Source organism: Rhizobium sp. FG113 (assembly GCF_057809895.1).
Window position 1 is genome coordinate 422,555 of record NZ_JBMDKV010000001.1, and the last position, 14,730, is coordinate 437,284.

The 14,730-nt window shown below is 62.3% G+C and carries 15 protein-coding genes; 14 read left to right on the forward strand and 1 reads right to left on the reverse strand.

Going from position 1 to position 14,730, the window contains the following annotated elements; genetic code table 11:
* The first annotated feature begins 246 nt into the window (after positions 1-246).
* Positions 247-1,236, forward strand: a complete 990-nt coding sequence (locus tag ACODTZ_RS01715) for an aldo/keto reductase (protein ID WP_313760495.1) — start codon at positions 247-249, stop codon at positions 1,234-1,236.
* A gap of 78 nt (positions 1,237-1,314) precedes the next feature.
* On the opposite strand, the gene ACODTZ_RS01720 is transcribed toward ACODTZ_RS01715, so the two are convergent.
* Positions 1,315-2,208, reverse strand: a complete 894-nt coding sequence (locus ACODTZ_RS01720; RefSeq protein ID WP_111560645.1) for a LysR family transcriptional regulator — start codon at positions 2,206-2,208, stop codon at positions 1,315-1,317.
* Between the two features lie 130 nt (positions 2,209-2,338).
* On the opposite strand from ACODTZ_RS01720, the gene ACODTZ_RS01725 reads away from it, so the two are divergent.
* The 13 genes from ACODTZ_RS01725 to ACODTZ_RS01785 all read left to right on the forward strand — a co-directional run bounded on the left by ACODTZ_RS01725 (position 2,339) and on the right by ACODTZ_RS01785 (position 14,696).
* Entirely contained in the window at positions 2,339-3,532 is a 1,194-nt protein-coding gene (locus ACODTZ_RS01725; RefSeq protein ID WP_489023299.1) for an MFS transporter, read from the forward strand.
* A 22-nt stretch (positions 3,533-3,554) separates the two neighbouring features.
* Entirely contained in the window at positions 3,555-4,385 is an 831-nt protein-coding gene (locus ACODTZ_RS01730; protein ID WP_489023301.1) for an aldo/keto reductase, read from the forward strand.
* Between the two features lie 144 nt (positions 4,386-4,529).
* Positions 4,530-4,625, forward strand: a complete 96-nt coding sequence (gene pqqA / locus ACODTZ_RS01735) for a pyrroloquinoline quinone precursor peptide PqqA (protein ID WP_018896842.1) — start codon at positions 4,530-4,532, stop codon at positions 4,623-4,625.
* Between the two features lie 44 nt (positions 4,626-4,669).
* A complete protein-coding gene (gene pqqB, locus ACODTZ_RS01740; RefSeq protein ID WP_489023303.1) occupies positions 4,670-5,584 on the forward strand; it encodes a pyrroloquinoline quinone biosynthesis protein PqqB in 915 nt (304 codons plus the stop codon).
* The gene (gene pqqC, locus ACODTZ_RS01745; RefSeq protein ID WP_162724779.1) at positions 5,556-6,338 is read left to right on the forward strand and encodes a pyrroloquinoline-quinone synthase PqqC; all 783 of its coding nucleotides are present in this window, start codon (positions 5,556-5,558) and stop codon (positions 6,336-6,338) included. The genes pqqB and pqqC overlap by 29 nt, the downstream gene beginning before the upstream one ends.
* Positions 6,338-6,631 carry a pyrroloquinoline quinone biosynthesis peptide chaperone PqqD gene (gene pqqD / locus ACODTZ_RS01750; protein WP_489023305.1) on the forward strand — a complete coding sequence of 98 codons (294 nt, stop codon included), beginning with the start codon at positions 6,338-6,340 and terminating at the stop codon, positions 6,629-6,631. Before pqqC ends, pqqD begins: the two co-directional genes overlap by 1 nt.
* Complete coding sequence (gene pqqE, locus ACODTZ_RS01755) at positions 6,631-7,758, forward strand: pyrroloquinoline quinone biosynthesis protein PqqE (RefSeq protein ID WP_489023307.1); 1,128 nt, start codon at positions 6,631-6,633, stop codon at positions 7,756-7,758. Before pqqD ends, pqqE begins: the two co-directional genes overlap by 1 nt.
* Positions 7,759-7,950: 192 nt before the next feature.
* Entirely contained in the window at positions 7,951-9,024 is a 1,074-nt protein-coding gene (locus ACODTZ_RS01760; RefSeq protein ID WP_489023309.1) for an ABC transporter ATP-binding protein, read from the forward strand.
* A gap of 28 nt (positions 9,025-9,052) precedes the next feature.
* Positions 9,053-10,015: an ABC transporter substrate-binding protein gene (locus ACODTZ_RS01765; protein WP_209193342.1), complete on the forward strand. Its 963-nt coding sequence runs from the start codon at positions 9,053-9,055 to the stop codon at positions 10,013-10,015.
* Positions 10,016-10,043: 28 nt separating this feature from the next.
* Positions 10,044-11,723: an ABC transporter permease gene (locus ACODTZ_RS01770; protein WP_489023311.1), complete on the forward strand. Its 1,680-nt coding sequence runs from the start codon at positions 10,044-10,046 to the stop codon at positions 11,721-11,723.
* Positions 11,724-11,926: 203 nt separating this feature from the next.
* Complete coding sequence (locus ACODTZ_RS01775) at positions 11,927-12,895, forward strand: 3'-5' exonuclease (RefSeq protein WP_489023313.1); 969 nt, start codon at positions 11,927-11,929, stop codon at positions 12,893-12,895.
* 165 nt (positions 12,896-13,060) lie between these two features.
* Positions 13,061-13,195, forward strand: coding sequence for a DUF1127 domain-containing protein (locus tag ACODTZ_RS01780; RefSeq protein ID WP_489023315.1), 135 nt, complete (start codon positions 13,061-13,063; stop codon positions 13,193-13,195).
* Between the two features lie 478 nt (positions 13,196-13,673).
* On the forward strand, positions 13,674-14,696 hold the full coding sequence (locus ACODTZ_RS01785; protein ID WP_047505334.1) for an LLM class flavin-dependent oxidoreductase: 1,023 nt from the start codon (positions 13,674-13,676) through the stop codon (positions 14,694-14,696).
* The last annotated feature ends 34 nt before the right edge of the window (positions 14,697-14,730 follow it).

Consider the following 14,730-nt stretch of genomic DNA (forward strand, 5'->3'; position numbering starts at 1 on the left):
CGGACGGCAACGGCGGCGCTGTTTGCCTGGTCATCGGTCATTTCGCCAACTCATGAGCCGCAGACATAACTCCATGCAGAAATGGTGATCTAATGCCATCCCAGCACCGGTGCTACGTTAACCGCGCGGGAGTATTTGGCGCCTTGAGCCATGAGCGATGCATCTCAACCTCTGCTCCGAGGCGCCATAGGCACTTCCTGTTTATACCGATGTGAGACGGCCAAGGTCGTCCTTAAGGAGCGTAAAATGCAAAAGCGGATACTTGGAAAAAGCGGACTAGAGGTCTCTGCTCTCGGCTTCGGATGCATGGGCCTGAACTTCAGCTATAGCCATGCGCTGAGCACCCAGGAGAGCGTGACGCTGGTGCGCCAGGCAGTCGAGCGCGGCGTGACGTTCTTCGATACCGCCGAGGTCTATGGACCCTACACCAACGAAGAAATCGTCGGCGAGGCGCTCCGGCCCATGCGTGATCAGGTGGTGATCGCCACGAAGTTCGGCTTCAATATCGTCGATGGCAAAATGGCCGGCGTCAACAGCCGCCCCGAGCAGATCCGCAAGGCGGCCGAAGGTTCGCTGAAGCGCCTCGGGGTCGATGTCATCGACCTGCTCTACCAGCACCGCGTCGACCCCAACGTGCCGATCGAGGACGTGGCCGGCACGGTCAAGGATCTGATCGCGGAAGGCAAGGTGAAGCACTTCGGCATGTCCGAGCCGGGCGCACAGACGGTCCGCCGCGCCCATGCGGTGCAGCCTGTCGCCGCGCTGCAGAACGAATACTCGCTGTGGACACGCGGGCCGGAGACCAACGGCATTCTCGAAGCCTGCGAGGAGCTTGGCATCGCGCTGGTGGCCTATAGCCCGCTCGGCAAGGGCTTTCTGACCGGCGCCATGAACAAGGACACGAAGATCGGCGAAGGCGATTTCCGCAAGATGCTGCCGCGCTTCACGCCCGAGGCGATGGAGAAGAACCAGGCGCTGATCGATCTTCTGAAGCGCATCGCCGAAGACAAGAAGGCGACGCCGGCGCAGATCGCACTGGCTTGGTTGCTGGCCCGGAAGCCCTGGATCGTCCCGATCCCCGGCACGACCAAGCTGCATCGCCTTGAGGAAAACCTCGGTGCGGCCGACGTGGCACTGAGCGCCGACGATCTCGCGCAGATCGAGACGGCTGCCGCCGCCATCCAGGTCGAGGGTGAGCGTTATCCGGAGCAGTTGATGAAGACGACCGGTCTCTGAGATACGAGCCCGGAATTCGAACTTGGAAACGGCGCGCCTCGGGTGCGCCGTTTTCATTTTGCCGGCTGACGTATGCAGCTAGATCCTTTCGGCGAGAAAGTCGATCAGGGCCCGGATCCGGCTCGCGAGATGTGGGTGGCCGGGATAGACGGCGTGGATATGCTCGATATCCTCTGGATTGAACGCTTCCAACACCGGCACCAGACGGCCTTCGTCGATGTGCTCCTGGACGTGAAAGGTCCCTACCCGGATCAGCCCGACGCCCGCGAGGCAGAGACTGCGAATGGTCGGCCCGTTGTTCACTTCGACATTGCCGTGGACCGCTTTCGAGAAGGTCTGCCCGGTTGCGGGGTCCCGAAACGGCCACTCCTCCCAAGTCTGCCGGAAGTTGAATGTCATACAGTTGTGCCGGTCAAGATCGGCGGGCTTTTCGGGGTTTCCCATGCGCTCGATATAGCTCGGTGCCGCCACGACCACGCGCCGGCTGTCCATCAGTTTGCGGGCTTTCAGCGAGGTGTCCCGGAGATTGCCCGAGCGGATCGCGACATCGGCACGCTCCTCGACGATGTCGATGATCCCGTCGGTCAGCGAAAGGTCGAGCTGGACGTTTGGGTATCGAGCCAGGAACTCCGGCACCAGCGGCACGACATGACGAACGCCGAAGGCGACCGATGCGCTGACCCGCAGCCGTCCGCGCGGCGCAGCTTCGCCGCCTGTCGAGACGATCTGCTCGGCCTCCTTGATGTCTTCGAGAATGCGCTGCGCGCGCTCGAGATAGACCTCACCCTCCGGTGTCAGTTGCAGGCTGCGCGTGGTTCGGACCACCAGGCGGGTCTTCAAGCGTTCCTCCAGCCGGCTTACGAGCTTGCTGACCGCCGAAGGCGACATGCGCAGCAGGCGTCCGGCCGCCGAAAAGCTCTGTAGCCTCGCCGTATGCACGAAGACTTCCATCTCGCCGACGGTGTTATCCACTGCTTACTCCTGTGAATTCAATTCATAACTATTGGGGAAATGTAGCTGCTTATCGCGATAATGTCAGTGGTCCATATTCCAGCCATCCCAAATCGCCGCTTGTCCGGCATCGTCACTGGATGGATTCACAATGCCCCTTGCCCTTTTTGCCTTAACGGTCGCGGCTTACGCGATCGGCACGACGGAGTTCGTCATCGTCGGGCTCTTGCCCACCGTCGCCAATGATCTCAACATCGACCTGCCGCTCGCCGGGCTGATCGTCAGCGTTTACGCGCTCGGCGTCACCCTCGGTGCGCCTATTCTGACCGCGCTCACCGGTCGCCTCGATCGCAAGCTGCTGCTTCTCGGCCTCATGGCCCTCTTTATCCTCGGCAATACGATGGCGGCACTTAGCCCGGGCTATGCGCCGCTGCTGGTCGCCCGCGTTCTCTCCGCCTTCGCGCACGGCGTCTTCTTCTCGGTCGGCTCGACCATCGCCGCTGACCTCGTTCCCGAGAATAAGCGCGCCTCGGCGATCGCCATGATGTTCATGGGCTTGACGGTCGCAATCGTCACCGGCGTTCCGCTTGGCACGCTCATCGGCCAGACCTTCGGCTGGCGCGCGACATTCGCGGCTGTCGCCGGCCTCGGCGTCATTGCCTTCGCGGGCCTCTGTATCCTGCTGCCGTCAAACCTCAAGAAGGCGCCGGCGGCGACGATCGGCGAGCAGGTCAAGGTTCTCGGCAGCGGCCGTCTGCTGATCGTCTTCGCCATGACCGCTCTCGGTTACGGTGGCACTTTCGTCACCTTCACCTTCCTGGCCTCTATCCTTGAGCAGGTCACTGGCTTCCAGGCCTCGGCCGTCAGCCTGATCCTGGTGCTCTACGGCATCGCGATCGCCATCGGCAATATCGCCGGCGGGCGCCTAGCCAACCGCGATCCGATCAAGGCTCTGGCCTGGCTCTTCACCGCGCAGGCCTTAGTGCTCGCCATCTTCAGCTTCACCGCCGTGTCGCCATGGCTGACGATCCCGACGCTGGCCGCCCTCGGCTTCCTGTCCTTCGCCAACGTGCCTGGCCTGCAAATCTATGTCGTGCAGCTCGCCGGCGTGGTTCGCCCGGCAGCGGTCGACGTCGCCTCGGCCTTGAACATCGCCGCCTTCAATCTCGGCATCGCGGCGGGCGCCTGGGTCGGCGGCCTCGTGGTCGCCTCGTCGCTCGGCCTTGGGGCGACGCCATGGGTCGGCGCCATCTTCGTCGTCGGTGCTCTCGTTCTCACGCTCTGGAGCGGCTCGCTCGACCGCCGCACGCTTGCTTCAACCAAGACCGCCGCTTCCGCGGCCTGATACGATGGAAAGGAAAATCCTCATGAAACTCGTCAACGCCAATGGCGCATCCATCCCGGCGCTCGGATTCGGCACGTTCCGCATGGAAGCCGCCGATACCGAGCGGATGGTCTCTCATGTGCTGAAGACCGGCTACCGCCACGTCGATACCGCGCAGATTTATGGCAACGAAGCCGCCGTAGGCCAAGGGATCGTGTCGTCGGGTGTCGCCCGCGCCGATATCTTTCTCACCACCAAGGTCTGGGTCGCGAACTACAAGCGCAGCGCTTTCCTGGCCTCTGTCGATGAGAGCCTGGCGAAGCTCAAGACCGACTATGTCGATCTCTTGCTGCTGCACTGGCCGAACACCGCCGTCAGCCTGGAAGAGCAGATCGCCTCGCTGAACGACGTCGCCAAGGCAGGCAAGGCACGCCACATCGGCGTCTCCAATTTCAACACGACATTGATGAGGGATGCCGCGCGCCTGAGCGAACGGCCGCTCGCCAACAACCAGGTCGAGTATCACCCATATCTCGATCAGCGTCCGGTCATCGAGGTGGCGCGTGAGCTGGGCATGTCACTCACCGCCTATTACGCAATGGCCGATGGCAAGGTTCTGAGCGATCCTGTCCTCAGCGACATCGCGGCCGCGCATGGCCGCTCGATCGCGCAGATCGTGCTTCGCTGGATCGTTCAGCAGGGCTTCGTCACGCTGTCGAAGACCGTATCGGAGACCCGCGCTGCCGAGAACGCCGCGATCTTCGATTTCGCTCTGAGCGATGAAGACATGGCGCGCATCCACGCGCTTGCTCAGGCCGACGGCCGCATCGTCAGCCCCGACGGTCTGGCGCCTGAATGGGACCCGGCCGCCTAATCTGGCCGCTTTGCCCGCCCGATCTCGCGATTGTGATGGCCTTGCGACATTGGGCGGGCAGCCATGCTGAAAACGCTATTGCAGTGCAGCATCAGTGGGCCTAGGTGAACTCTTGTAGATAAACCAGCATGAATGGAGACACACATGTCTTGGCACGCCCCTAAGTTCATTGAAGTCAGCTGCGGTATGGAAATCAACCGTTACGCTCCTGCCGACGGCAACGAACCGATCCTTTTCTAAGGTCGGCTAAACTTAATTTGTATTGTAATTTTTGAGGTCCGCGCGTGACAGATTCATCTGGCTTTCGCGGTCTGGTTCTTGGGGCCGCCGCGGGCGGCGGCCTTCCGCAATGGAATTGCGGTTGCCAGAATTGCCGCCTTGCGCGCGATCCGGCATCCGGTGTCAGGCCACAATCGCAATCATCGCTCGCCGTCAGTCTCGATGGCCACAGCTGGGCGGTTTTAAACACTTCTCCCGATATCAGGCAGCAGATCATCGACAATAGCGCGCTGCATCCCAAGGCGTTGCGCGACAGTCCGATCAAGAGCGTGCTGATCACCAATGGCGATATCGACCACCTGGCCGGCCTGTTGATCCTGCGCGAAAAGCAGCCGCTGCAAATCTTCGTAACGGCGGCAATTGCCGAGATCATTGACGACAATCCCGTCTTTCGCGCCCTTGATCCCGCCTTTGTAAAGCGCCACACGATAACGCTCGAGCAGCCGTTTTCGCTGCTCCCGGGCGTCGAGGCCCGGCTTTTCGCGGTCCCCGGCAAGGTGCCGCTGTTCATGGAAAATGGCGAACCCGAGCTTCAGCTCGAAGGCGAGCAGACGGTCGGCGTCGAGCTGATCGGCGGGGGCAAGCGTGTGTATTACATTCCGGGCTGCGCCCATATCAACGATGGCCTCATCGCACGGATCGACGGCGCCGACGCCTTGTTCTTCGATGGCACCGTGTTCACCGACGACGAGATGATCACGCTTGGCGTCGGCCAGAAGACCGGGCAGCGCATGGGCCATATGGCGATCAGTGGGCCGGATGGCAGCTTAGCGGCCCTGTCGAAGCTCGATATCGCCAAGAAAATCTACGTCCACATCAACAACACCAATCCGATCTGGCGGGCCGGGCCCGAGCGCGACATGCTCGAGGCGAGCGGCTTCCAGATTGGCCATGACGGCATGGAGATCGACTTTGACTGAAGCACCTGACCGGCAGGCATTCGAAGCGCGGCTGATGGCAATCGGCGCGGATCGCTACCACGACAAGCACCCGTTCCACAAAATGCTGCATGGCGGCCAGTGCACCATGACGCAAGTCCGCGCCTGGGTGATCAACCGCTATTGCTACCAGAGCCATATCCCGATGAAGGACGCCGCCTTCATGTCGCGCCTCACGGATGCCGACATGCGGCGCGCCTGGCGCTCGCGCATCGAGGATCACGATGGCGGGCTCACCGAAGGTGGCGGTATTCGACGCTGGCTGAAGTTGGCCGAAGCCGTCGGCCTCGATCCTGACTATGTGGCTTCCGGTCGCGGCATCCTGCCCGCCACGCGCTTTGCCGTCGAAGCCTATGTTCACTTCGTCCGCGAGAAGCCGCTGCTTGAGGCCGTTGCCTCATCGCTGACGGAGCTTTTCGCGCCAAAGATCCATGCCGATCGTATCGCCGGCCTGCTTGAGCATTACGCCTTCGCCGACGATCAGGCGCTCTCCTATTTCCGCCAGCGTCTGAACGAGGCGCCCGTCGATGTGGCCTTCGGCCTTGCCTATGTGCTCGACAACGCGAACACGTTGGAGAAGCAGGATGCGGCAGCCGCCGCACTGACGTTCAAGACCGAGGTGTTGTGGGCGCAGCTCGATGCGCTACATTTCGCCTATGTTACGCCGGGCCTGATCCCGCCGGGTGGCTGGGACGGTCGCGAGGGCGTGATCGGCGAGCTCGAGGAGATCGCGTGATGAGCGAAGACACGGTCGCGATAAACGGCAGCATGGTCGTCAAGCTGGCCCGTGGCGTGCGTTTGCGGCACGATCCGGTGCGCGGGCAGACCGTTCTGCTCGCACCCGAACTGGCGATGGCGGTCGATGAGATCGCCGTGAAAATCGTCGAAGCGCTCGATGGCAAGCGCGATCTCGACACGATTGCCGACGACTTCGCCGCCGAATTCCAGGCGCCGCGCGAGCGGATCGCGACCGATGTCTTGGCATTCATCCGCGAACTGGCCAATCGTCGCATGCTGCAGGTGCTGTGATGGGCGTCGAGGCAAGGGTCGTCAAGCAAACGGTCGCTCCGCTGTCTTCAGTAGCGCCGCCGCCAATGGCACTGCTTGCCGAACTCACGCATCGCTGTCCGCTTGCCTGCCCCTATTGCTCCAATCCGCTGGAGCTCACGGGCATCAAGGAAGAGCTGTCGACCGAGGAATGGGTCCGCGTCTTCCAGCAGGCCGCCGAAATGGGCGTGCTCCATCTGCATCTTTCCGGCGGGGAGCCAGCCTCGCGGCGCGATCTCGTAGAGCTGACGGCGGCCGGTGCGGCGGCCGGCCTTTATACCAATCTCATTACCTCGGGTGTCGGCCTCACCGAGAAGCGCCTGCTTGAGCTCGCCGATGCCGGCCTCGACCACGTGCAACTCTCGCTGCAGGGAACGAACCCCGCAAGCGCCGATCGCGTCGGCGGTTACAAGGGCGGATACGACCGCAAGATGGCCGTCGCCGCCTGGGTCAAGGCAAGCGGCATACCGCTCACGGTCAATGCCGTCTGCCACAAGCAGAACATGGACCAGCTGGACGATATGCTCGATCTCGCTGTGAAGCTCGGCGCTCGGCGTATCGAGATCGCCACCGTGCAGTTTCACGGCTGGGCCGAAAGAAACCGCGCCGCGCTCATGCCGACGCGCGAACAGGTCGAGCGGGCAAACAAGACGGTCATCGAAGCGCGCAAGCGCCTGGAGGGTATTCTGGTCATCGACTACGTGCCGGCTGACCACCATTCGTCCTATCCCAAGGCATGCATGGGCGGCTGGGGGCGGATCGGTTTGAACGTCACGCCTTCGGGTCGGGTTCTTCCCTGCCACGCGGCGGAGACGATCCCCTCGCTGACCTTCGACAATGTTCGCGAGAAGTCGCTGTCCGACATTTGGTATCACGGCTCGGCTTTCAACGCTTATCGTGGCGAAGAGTGGATGCCGGAGCTTTGCCGCAGCTGCGACCGCAAGGCGATCGATTTCGGCGGCTGCCGCTGCCAGGCAATGGCGCTTGCCGGCGATGCCAGCGCAACCGACCCCGTCTGCATTCGCTCGCCGCTGCGCGACGCGCTGACATTGCAGGCCGACAAGGATGCGGCGGCTATCCCTGGCGAGTTCGTCTATCGCGGTCGATAGCAATCACGCGCACGCTCTGTGAGATCAATCGCCGCCGGAAACAAAGCCGTGCCGATTTCGGCCGCCCGCCCGAATGCGAGCGGTTTGCCGGGCCACAACTCTGTGATGTCATACATCCCACGTTAACAATTGTGTCACGAAAGTGTCATTCCGTCTGACTATAAGCGGCTAAATTTCTTTCCGTTGATAGTCATGATAACCAATTTTTCTGCACAACCAGCCGCCGTGTCGGTGACGGGTCTCAGCCTGCATTTCGGCTCAAACACCGTTCTTGATAACGTCGATCTTGCGCTTGAAAAGGGCAAGGTTCTTGCGCTGCTCGGCCCGTCCGGTTGCGGCAAGACCACGCTTCTGCGGCTGGTCGCCGGCCTGCTGGCGCCGACCAAGGGCAGCGTAAGGATTAACGGAAGCGTGGTGGCCGATGCCGCCGGTGGCCTGTTCGTGCCGCCGGAAAAGCGTGGCCTCGGCATGGTGTTTCAGGACTATGCGCTCTGGCCGCATTTGAGTGTAGCAGACAATATTGCCTTTCCGCTGGAGATGCGCGGCGTTGGTCGGAAGGATTGCGAGCGGCGCGTTGCGGCAGCACTTGAACGCGTTGGTCTTGGCGGCTTCGGCGCCCGGCGCATCAGCGACATGTCCGGTGGGCAGCAGCAGCGCGTTGCAATCGCCCGCGCCATCGTCGCCGAGCCGGCAATCGTCCTCTTCGACGAACCCATGTCGAACCTCGACCGCGAGCTTCGTGAGACCATGGTGCGCGAAATCGGCGCCTTGATGTCGGATCTTGGCCTCACCGCCATCTATGTCACCCATGATCAGAGCGAGGCGTTTTCGCTGGCCGATCAGGTTGCCGTGATGCGCGGCGGTGTTATCGAGCAGATGGCGGCGCCCGAGACGCTGGTAAGCGCGCCGGCGACGCCCGAAGTCGCGGAATTCCTGCGCCTCGGCTGTGTCGTGCCCGTCGCCCGCGATGAGGGCGGTCTGCGTCTCAACCAAACCGGTATCGTCCTGAAGGACGACAATGCTCCCGCCGGCGCGACCCATGTGTTGCTGCCGTCTCAGGCCGTGCGCCTGACATCGGGGGAGGGTTTCCCCGCCGAGGTCGTCCACTCGCAGTTTCGTGGCGATGGCTATCTGACCACTGTCGCGCTGGGCGCCCGGCCGGCAGCAAGCGAACTCACATTCCTGGCGCGTCAGCGCGCTGTCGCGGGTGAGGTGGTCAACCTCGTCATCGATAGCGGGGACATGCACTGGTTCACGCGCAACTGAAGCATATCAAACACTTATGGAGGCACATATGAGCAGATCATTTCTTGGTGCGGGCTTCGCCCTCATCGCTGGCGTACTTGCGGCAGGCGTCGCCCACGCTGACATCACCGTCTACTCTGCCGGTCCCGGCAGCCTGATCGAGAAGCTTGCCGCCGGCTACACCAAGCAGACCGGCCACAAGGTCGAGGTGTTCCAGGCAACGACCGGCAAGATCATGGCGCGCATCGAAGCCGAAGCCGCCAATCCTGTCGTCGACGTGCTGATTTCGGCATCTTGGGATACGGCGACCGATTTTACCAAGCGCGGCTGGCTGGTTTCCTATACGAGCCCGAACGCTGCCAAGGTTCCTGATTTCCTCAAGTCCGAAACGGCTGTTGCCCAGGGTGTTTCCGCGCTCGGCATCGCCTGGAACCCGGCAAGCAACACGCCGAAGCCGACCGAATGGGCCGACCTCGCAAAGCCTGAATACAAGGACCTCGTCAACCTGCCGGATCCGGCGCAGTCGGGTGCCAGCTTCGAACTGGTGGCCGCGCTTGCTGGTAGCCAGGGCTGGGACCTTTTCACCAAGCTCGATGCCAACGGCGCCGTTGTCGCCGGCGCCAATGCCGAAGCGCTGAACCCGGTTCTCCAAGGTGCAAAGGCCGCCGTATTCGGCGCGGTCGATTACATCTCGCTCGCCGGCAAGGCAAAGGGCGAGTCGATCGACGTCATCTTCCCGGCTTCCGGCACCGTTGTCGCGCCGCGCCCGGCAATGATCCTCAACTGGTCGAAGCATCAGGATGAAGCCAAGCAGTTCATCGACTACATGCTGTCCGACGAAGGCCAGAAGCTGGTCGCCGCCACCTACCTGATGCCGGCCCGCAGCGACATCCCGGCAAACCGTCCGCTGGTTGCCGATCTCAAGGTTCTGCAGATCGACGCCGCTGCCGTTTACGGCAAGCGTGACGAGACGCTGAAGGAATTCGGCAAGATCTTCGCTGCCGGCAACTGAGACTGAAGAATAATCGAGACTGAAGAGCATGAAAGCGAACGGCGCAGCCGGCACCGGGCCGATAGCATGGGTGGCGACATCGGGTTTGATTGTCGTCGTGGCCGTGCCGTTCGTCTTCATCGTCCTCCAGGCGATTTTCCCTGAACTGGGGCGGAGTTCTCTCGCCGCCCCGTTCCTGCACCTTCCCGAGATGCTGTCTGATCCCAAGCTTTTGCGGATGGGCGGCAATTCGGTCATTCTCGGCATCTGCGTCATGCTGGCGGCCGCATTGCTGGCCGTGCCGCTTGCCGTCTTTCGCGCCTTGTTCAAGGTGCCCTTTGCGATTTTCTGGGATGTGGCGCTGCTCGTTCCCTTCATGATCCCGCCCTATATCGCGACGCTCGGCTGGATCATGACGCTGCAGCCGCGTGGGTATCTGCAGCAGCTGACCGGCATTCACCTCGCCCCCTTCCTGTTTTCCCTGGCTGGGATGACGACGGTGATGGCGCTCAACACGTTTCCGTTGGTCTATTTCGCGGTCTCGCGCACGATCGAAGCGGTCGGAGCGCGCTATGCCGATGTGGGCCGCGTGTTCGGCGCGTCATCCTGGCGCGCCTTCTGGCGCATCACGCTGCCGCTTTCCACGCCGGGGCTGGCCGCCAGTCTGCTCCTCGTCTTCGCCGCGGCGATCGAGGAGTATGGTACGCCGGCAGCACTTGGGCGGCGGTCTGGTTTCGATGTGCTGGTGACAGAGATCGATCTGCGCATTTCCGACTGGCCGATTGACCTTGCCGGCGCCGCCGTCTTCTCGCTGATGCTGGTGATCCTGTCGCTCGCCGCCTTCATGGCGCAGCGGTGGATCCTCGCCCGCCGCTCCTATGTGACGACGGGTGGCAAGCCGCAGGCCAAGGACAAGCGCCCGCTTGGGGTACTGACTATTCCGGTTCTCCTGCTATTCGGCCTCGTAACGACGCTTGCCACGGTGATTCCGCTTCTGGCGATCCTGGCGACCGCGCTGTCGAACACGATCTCCGGCGGCCTTGCTGTTAGCAACCTCGGCCTCTCCAATTTCGCTGCGATCGCCGATAACAGCGCCGGCGCGTTGCGGGCGCTCGGCAACAGCTTCGCGCTCGGATTGGGAACGGCCTTGCTGACCGGCATCCTCGGCGCCGTCTCGGCCTATGCAGTGGCGAAAACCCGGTTCCGCGGACGCATGATGCTCGATATCCTGACGGCCCTGCCGAACGCCTTGCCCGGTGTCGTCGTCGCCGTCGGGCTCATCCTGGCGTGGAACCAGCCGGTGCTGCCGATCACGCCCTACAACACGCCGCTTATTCTGCTTCTCGCCTATTGCTGCATCCTGCTGCCGCAGCCGATGCGCTACACCACCGCGGCGCTGCACCAGATCGGCGACAATCTCGAAGCCGCCGCGCGCGTCTGTGGCGCCAGCGCCTTCACCGCGTTTCGCCGCATCCTGCTGCCGTTGATCGCACCGAGCCTGGTCACGGCGATGCTGCTCGTCTTCGCGGTCGCCACCCGCGAACTCGTCGCGTCGATCCTGGTCGCGCCCGTCGGCATGCAGACGATTTCGGTCTTCATCTGGCGGCAGTTCGAACAGGGATCGATCGGTCTCGGCATGGCGATGGCCTTCGTTACCGTCGTCCTGACGACGCTGATCCCGCTGGTTCTGTTGTCGCTTCTGAGGCGCAGCGGGCTCGTCGCGGAGTAGTTTCCCGCTTCGTTGCAGCGCTGAGGCGCCGGCCGTTCCCCTCGTTTTGTCCACAGCGTATATGGGCTTTGCCGGCGCTGGCCGTCTCCGTTTGCCGATTATCCTTGCCGATCTGCTCGATTTCCCCATTGTTTTTACGGGTATATCCACTCGATTCGTTCGCTGCAGCGGCGAAACGGGGACGACGGCAGAGATCAGGGATAATGGCAGAACAGTTCGACATGTTCTCGGGCGGCGCAAGCCAGGCCTCCGGACAAACGGCGCGCAAGGTATCGCTGAAGAGGCAGCCTCCAAGCGATGTCAGCGAGCAGGGCATGGTCGATTGCCTGCTTGAAACAGGCCGCTACCGGATCTTGAAGAAGCTTGAGCCACGCGCCGTCGCAGCAACACTGCGCCCCGGCTTTCCGCTCCGTGGCGTCATCCTCGATACCGAAACCACCGGTCTCAGCCATCGCAAGGATGAGATCATCGAGATCGGCGTCATCGCGTTCAGCTTCGACCACGATGGCAATATCGGCGACGTGACCGGTGTTTATGGCGGCATGCAGCAGCCGACGGTGGCTATACCGTCAGAGATCACCAAGCTGACCGGCATCACGGATGCGATGGTCGCCGGCCAGGAAATCGATCTCGGGGCGCTGAAGGCCCTGATCGAACCCGCCGACCTGATCATCGCCCACAATGCCGGCTTCGACCGGCCGTTCTGCGAGGCGTTCTCGCAGATTTTCGCCGGCAAGGCCTGGGCCTGCTCCAACGCGGAAATCGACTGGTCGGCCCGTAGTTTCGAGGGGACGAAGCTTGGCTACCTTGTAGGGCAGGCGGGTTATTTCCACGATGGCCATCGCGCGGTCGACGATTGTTTCGCATTGCTCGAAGTGCTTTGCCAGAATGCGGGCGCCGGCACCGCGTTTTCGGAACTCTATGCGGCCAGCCAGCACGCGCGCATCCGCATCTATGCCGAAAACAGCCCCTTCGACATGAAGGATCATCTCAAGGCACGCGGCTATCGCTGGTCGGACGGCAGCGACGGTCGTCCGAAGTCCTGGTGGGTCGAGGTGGATGAGGAAGCGCTTGAGGATGAGCTCGCCTTTCTCCGGTCGGATATCTATCGCTGGCCGGACGCCGATCCGCCAATCCGGCGCCTGACGGCCTTCGATCGCTTCAGGGCGTAACTCTCTTTTATCGCCGATAGGTTAACCTCTGCATTTCATGCATGGGTGGCGTGATGCATTGTCGCTGTTTTGCTCAGAAAGAAGCACCTATATTAGCGACATCAAAAGACGCCGGAGCCAATCACGGTTGCTGACGTCAAGCGAACCTCAGGAAAGGGGATCATCATGAACGTAGCACGCAGCCTGAACAACTGGCGCAAGTACCGTCAGACCGTCACCGAACTTGGCCGCATGAGCAACCGCGAACTGAACGACCGCGGCGACATTCGCGCCGTAGCCCGCGCTTCGGTAGCGCTCTAAGCTTTTCGCAGACACATTCAAATCCGGAAACGCCCGCTCGATCGTAGCGGGCGTTTCCGCGTTTTGGTCCGCAAATTACCTCACATACAGGTCGAATTTTATTCCATGCGCTGGGCGCATAGCTGCACTGCACAATGATGCCTAGAAAATGAACAGGAATTGGATATAGTCAATTTCAACGAAGCGATGCACCTCCTCCCGCAGAGCTTCGTGGTTCAGGCGCCCCACTCCTCCTCCCAGGGTCGTCTGAGGAACAACAGCACTCCTCCTCCCAGCTGTTGTTCGGTTCTTTTCGAAAGCCTGCCGCACCTCCTCCCGCGGCAGGCTTTTTCGATTCTGGGCCATACTTATCGACGGGAAACTGACGCTCGATGCGGTGAAGCGTTGACACTGTGGTCACACCCGGACCGCTGTATCCGCGGCCGGAACTGTGCGATGAAGCACGAATTCGTCAATCACGCTTCCACGGTGCTACATCATGAAGAAAATCGGTTTCCTCTCGTTCGGACATTGGACACCGTCGCCGCAATCCGGGACACGCTCGGCGGGCGACGCGCTTCTCCAGTCCATCGATCTTGCGGTTGCTGTTGAGGAGCTTGGGGCCGACGGTGCTTATTTCCGCGCTCACCACTTCGCCCGCCAGCTCGCATCGCCGTTTCCCTTGCTTGCCGCCGTCGGCGCCAAGACCAGCCGTATCGAGATCGGCACCGGCGTCATCGATATGCGCTACGAGAACCCTCTATATATGGCCGAGGATGCTGGCGCCGCAGACCTGATCTCAGGCGGGCGTCTGCAGCTCGGGATCAGTCGCGGCTCGCCGGAGCAGGTGATCGACGGCTGGCGTTACTTTGGTTATCAGCCGCCCGAGGGCGGGTCCGATGCCGATATCGGCCGCCGCCATGCGGAAGTCCTGCTCGACGTTCTGCGCGGCGAGGGTTTCGCCCAGCCGAACCCGCGCCCGATGTTCCCCAATCCGCCCGGCATGCTGCGTCTGGAGCCGCACTCCGAGGGGCTGCGCGAACGCATCTGGTGGGGCTCGGGCTCCAACGCCACGGCCGTCTGGGCGGCCAAGCTTGGCATGAACCTGCAGAGTTCGACGCTGAAGGACGATGAGACCGGCGAGCCTTTCCATGTGCAGCAGGCCGCTCAGATCCGCGCTTACCGCGAAGCCTGGAAGGAAGCCGGCCACACGCGCACGCCGCGCGTATCGGTGAGCCGCAGCATCTTCGCGCTGGTGGACGATCGCGACCGGGCCTATTTCGGCGGCAGCGGGCAGGGCGACGACAAGATCGGCTTTATCGACGAGAAGACGCGGGCGATTTTCGGCCGCAGCTATGCCGCCGAGCCCGATGCGCTCGTGAAGCAGCTGGCCAAGGATGAAGCGATCGCTGAGGCCGACACCTTGCTGCTGACCGTCCCCAATCAGCTGGGCGTCGATTACAACGCGCATGTGGTCGAGCAGATCTTGAAGCACGTCGCGCCCGCCCTGGGCTGGCGCTGAACCGCTTCGCCCAACGGCTAACCACTGACAGAGA

Bases quoted from the DNA above. Each gene is read 5' to 3' on its own strand.
- ACODTZ_RS01770 (WP_489023311.1), top strand. From the start codon at position 10,044: ATGAAAGCGAACGGCGCAGCCGGCACCGGGCCGATAGCATGGGTGGCG.
- ACODTZ_RS01730 (WP_489023301.1), top strand. From the start codon at position 3,555: ATGAAACTCGTCAACGCCAATGGCGCATCCATCCCGGCGCTCGGATTC.
- ACODTZ_RS01780 (WP_489023315.1), top strand. From the start codon at position 13,061: ATGAACGTAGCACGCAGCCTGAACAACTGGCGCAAGTACCGTCAGACC.
- ACODTZ_RS01785 (WP_047505334.1), top strand. From the start codon at position 13,674: ATGAAGAAAATCGGTTTCCTCTCGTTCGGACATTGGACACCGTCGCCG.
- ACODTZ_RS01715 (WP_313760495.1), top strand. From the start codon at position 247: ATGCAAAAGCGGATACTTGGAAAAAGCGGACTAGAGGTCTCTGCTCTC.
- pqqD (WP_489023305.1), top strand. From the start codon at position 6,338: ATGAGCGAAGACACGGTCGCGATAAACGGCAGCATGGTCGTCAAGCTG.
- pqqA (WP_018896842.1), top strand. From the start codon at position 4,530: ATGTCTTGGCACGCCCCTAAGTTCATTGAAGTCAGCTGCGGTATGGAA.
- pqqE (WP_489023307.1), top strand. From the start codon at position 6,631: ATGGGCGTCGAGGCAAGGGTCGTCAAGCAAACGGTCGCTCCGCTGTCT.
- ACODTZ_RS01760 (WP_489023309.1), top strand. From the start codon at position 7,951: ATGATAACCAATTTTTCTGCACAACCAGCCGCCGTGTCGGTGACGGGT.
- pqqC (WP_162724779.1), top strand. From the start codon at position 5,556: ATGACGGCATGGAGATCGACTTTGACTGAAGCACCTGACCGGCAGGCA.
- ACODTZ_RS01775 (WP_489023313.1), top strand. From the start codon at position 11,927: ATGGCAGAACAGTTCGACATGTTCTCGGGCGGCGCAAGCCAGGCCTCC.
- ACODTZ_RS01765 (WP_209193342.1), top strand. From the start codon at position 9,053: ATGAGCAGATCATTTCTTGGTGCGGGCTTCGCCCTCATCGCTGGCGTA.
- ACODTZ_RS01725 (WP_489023299.1), top strand. From the start codon at position 2,339: ATGCCCCTTGCCCTTTTTGCCTTAACGGTCGCGGCTTACGCGATCGGC.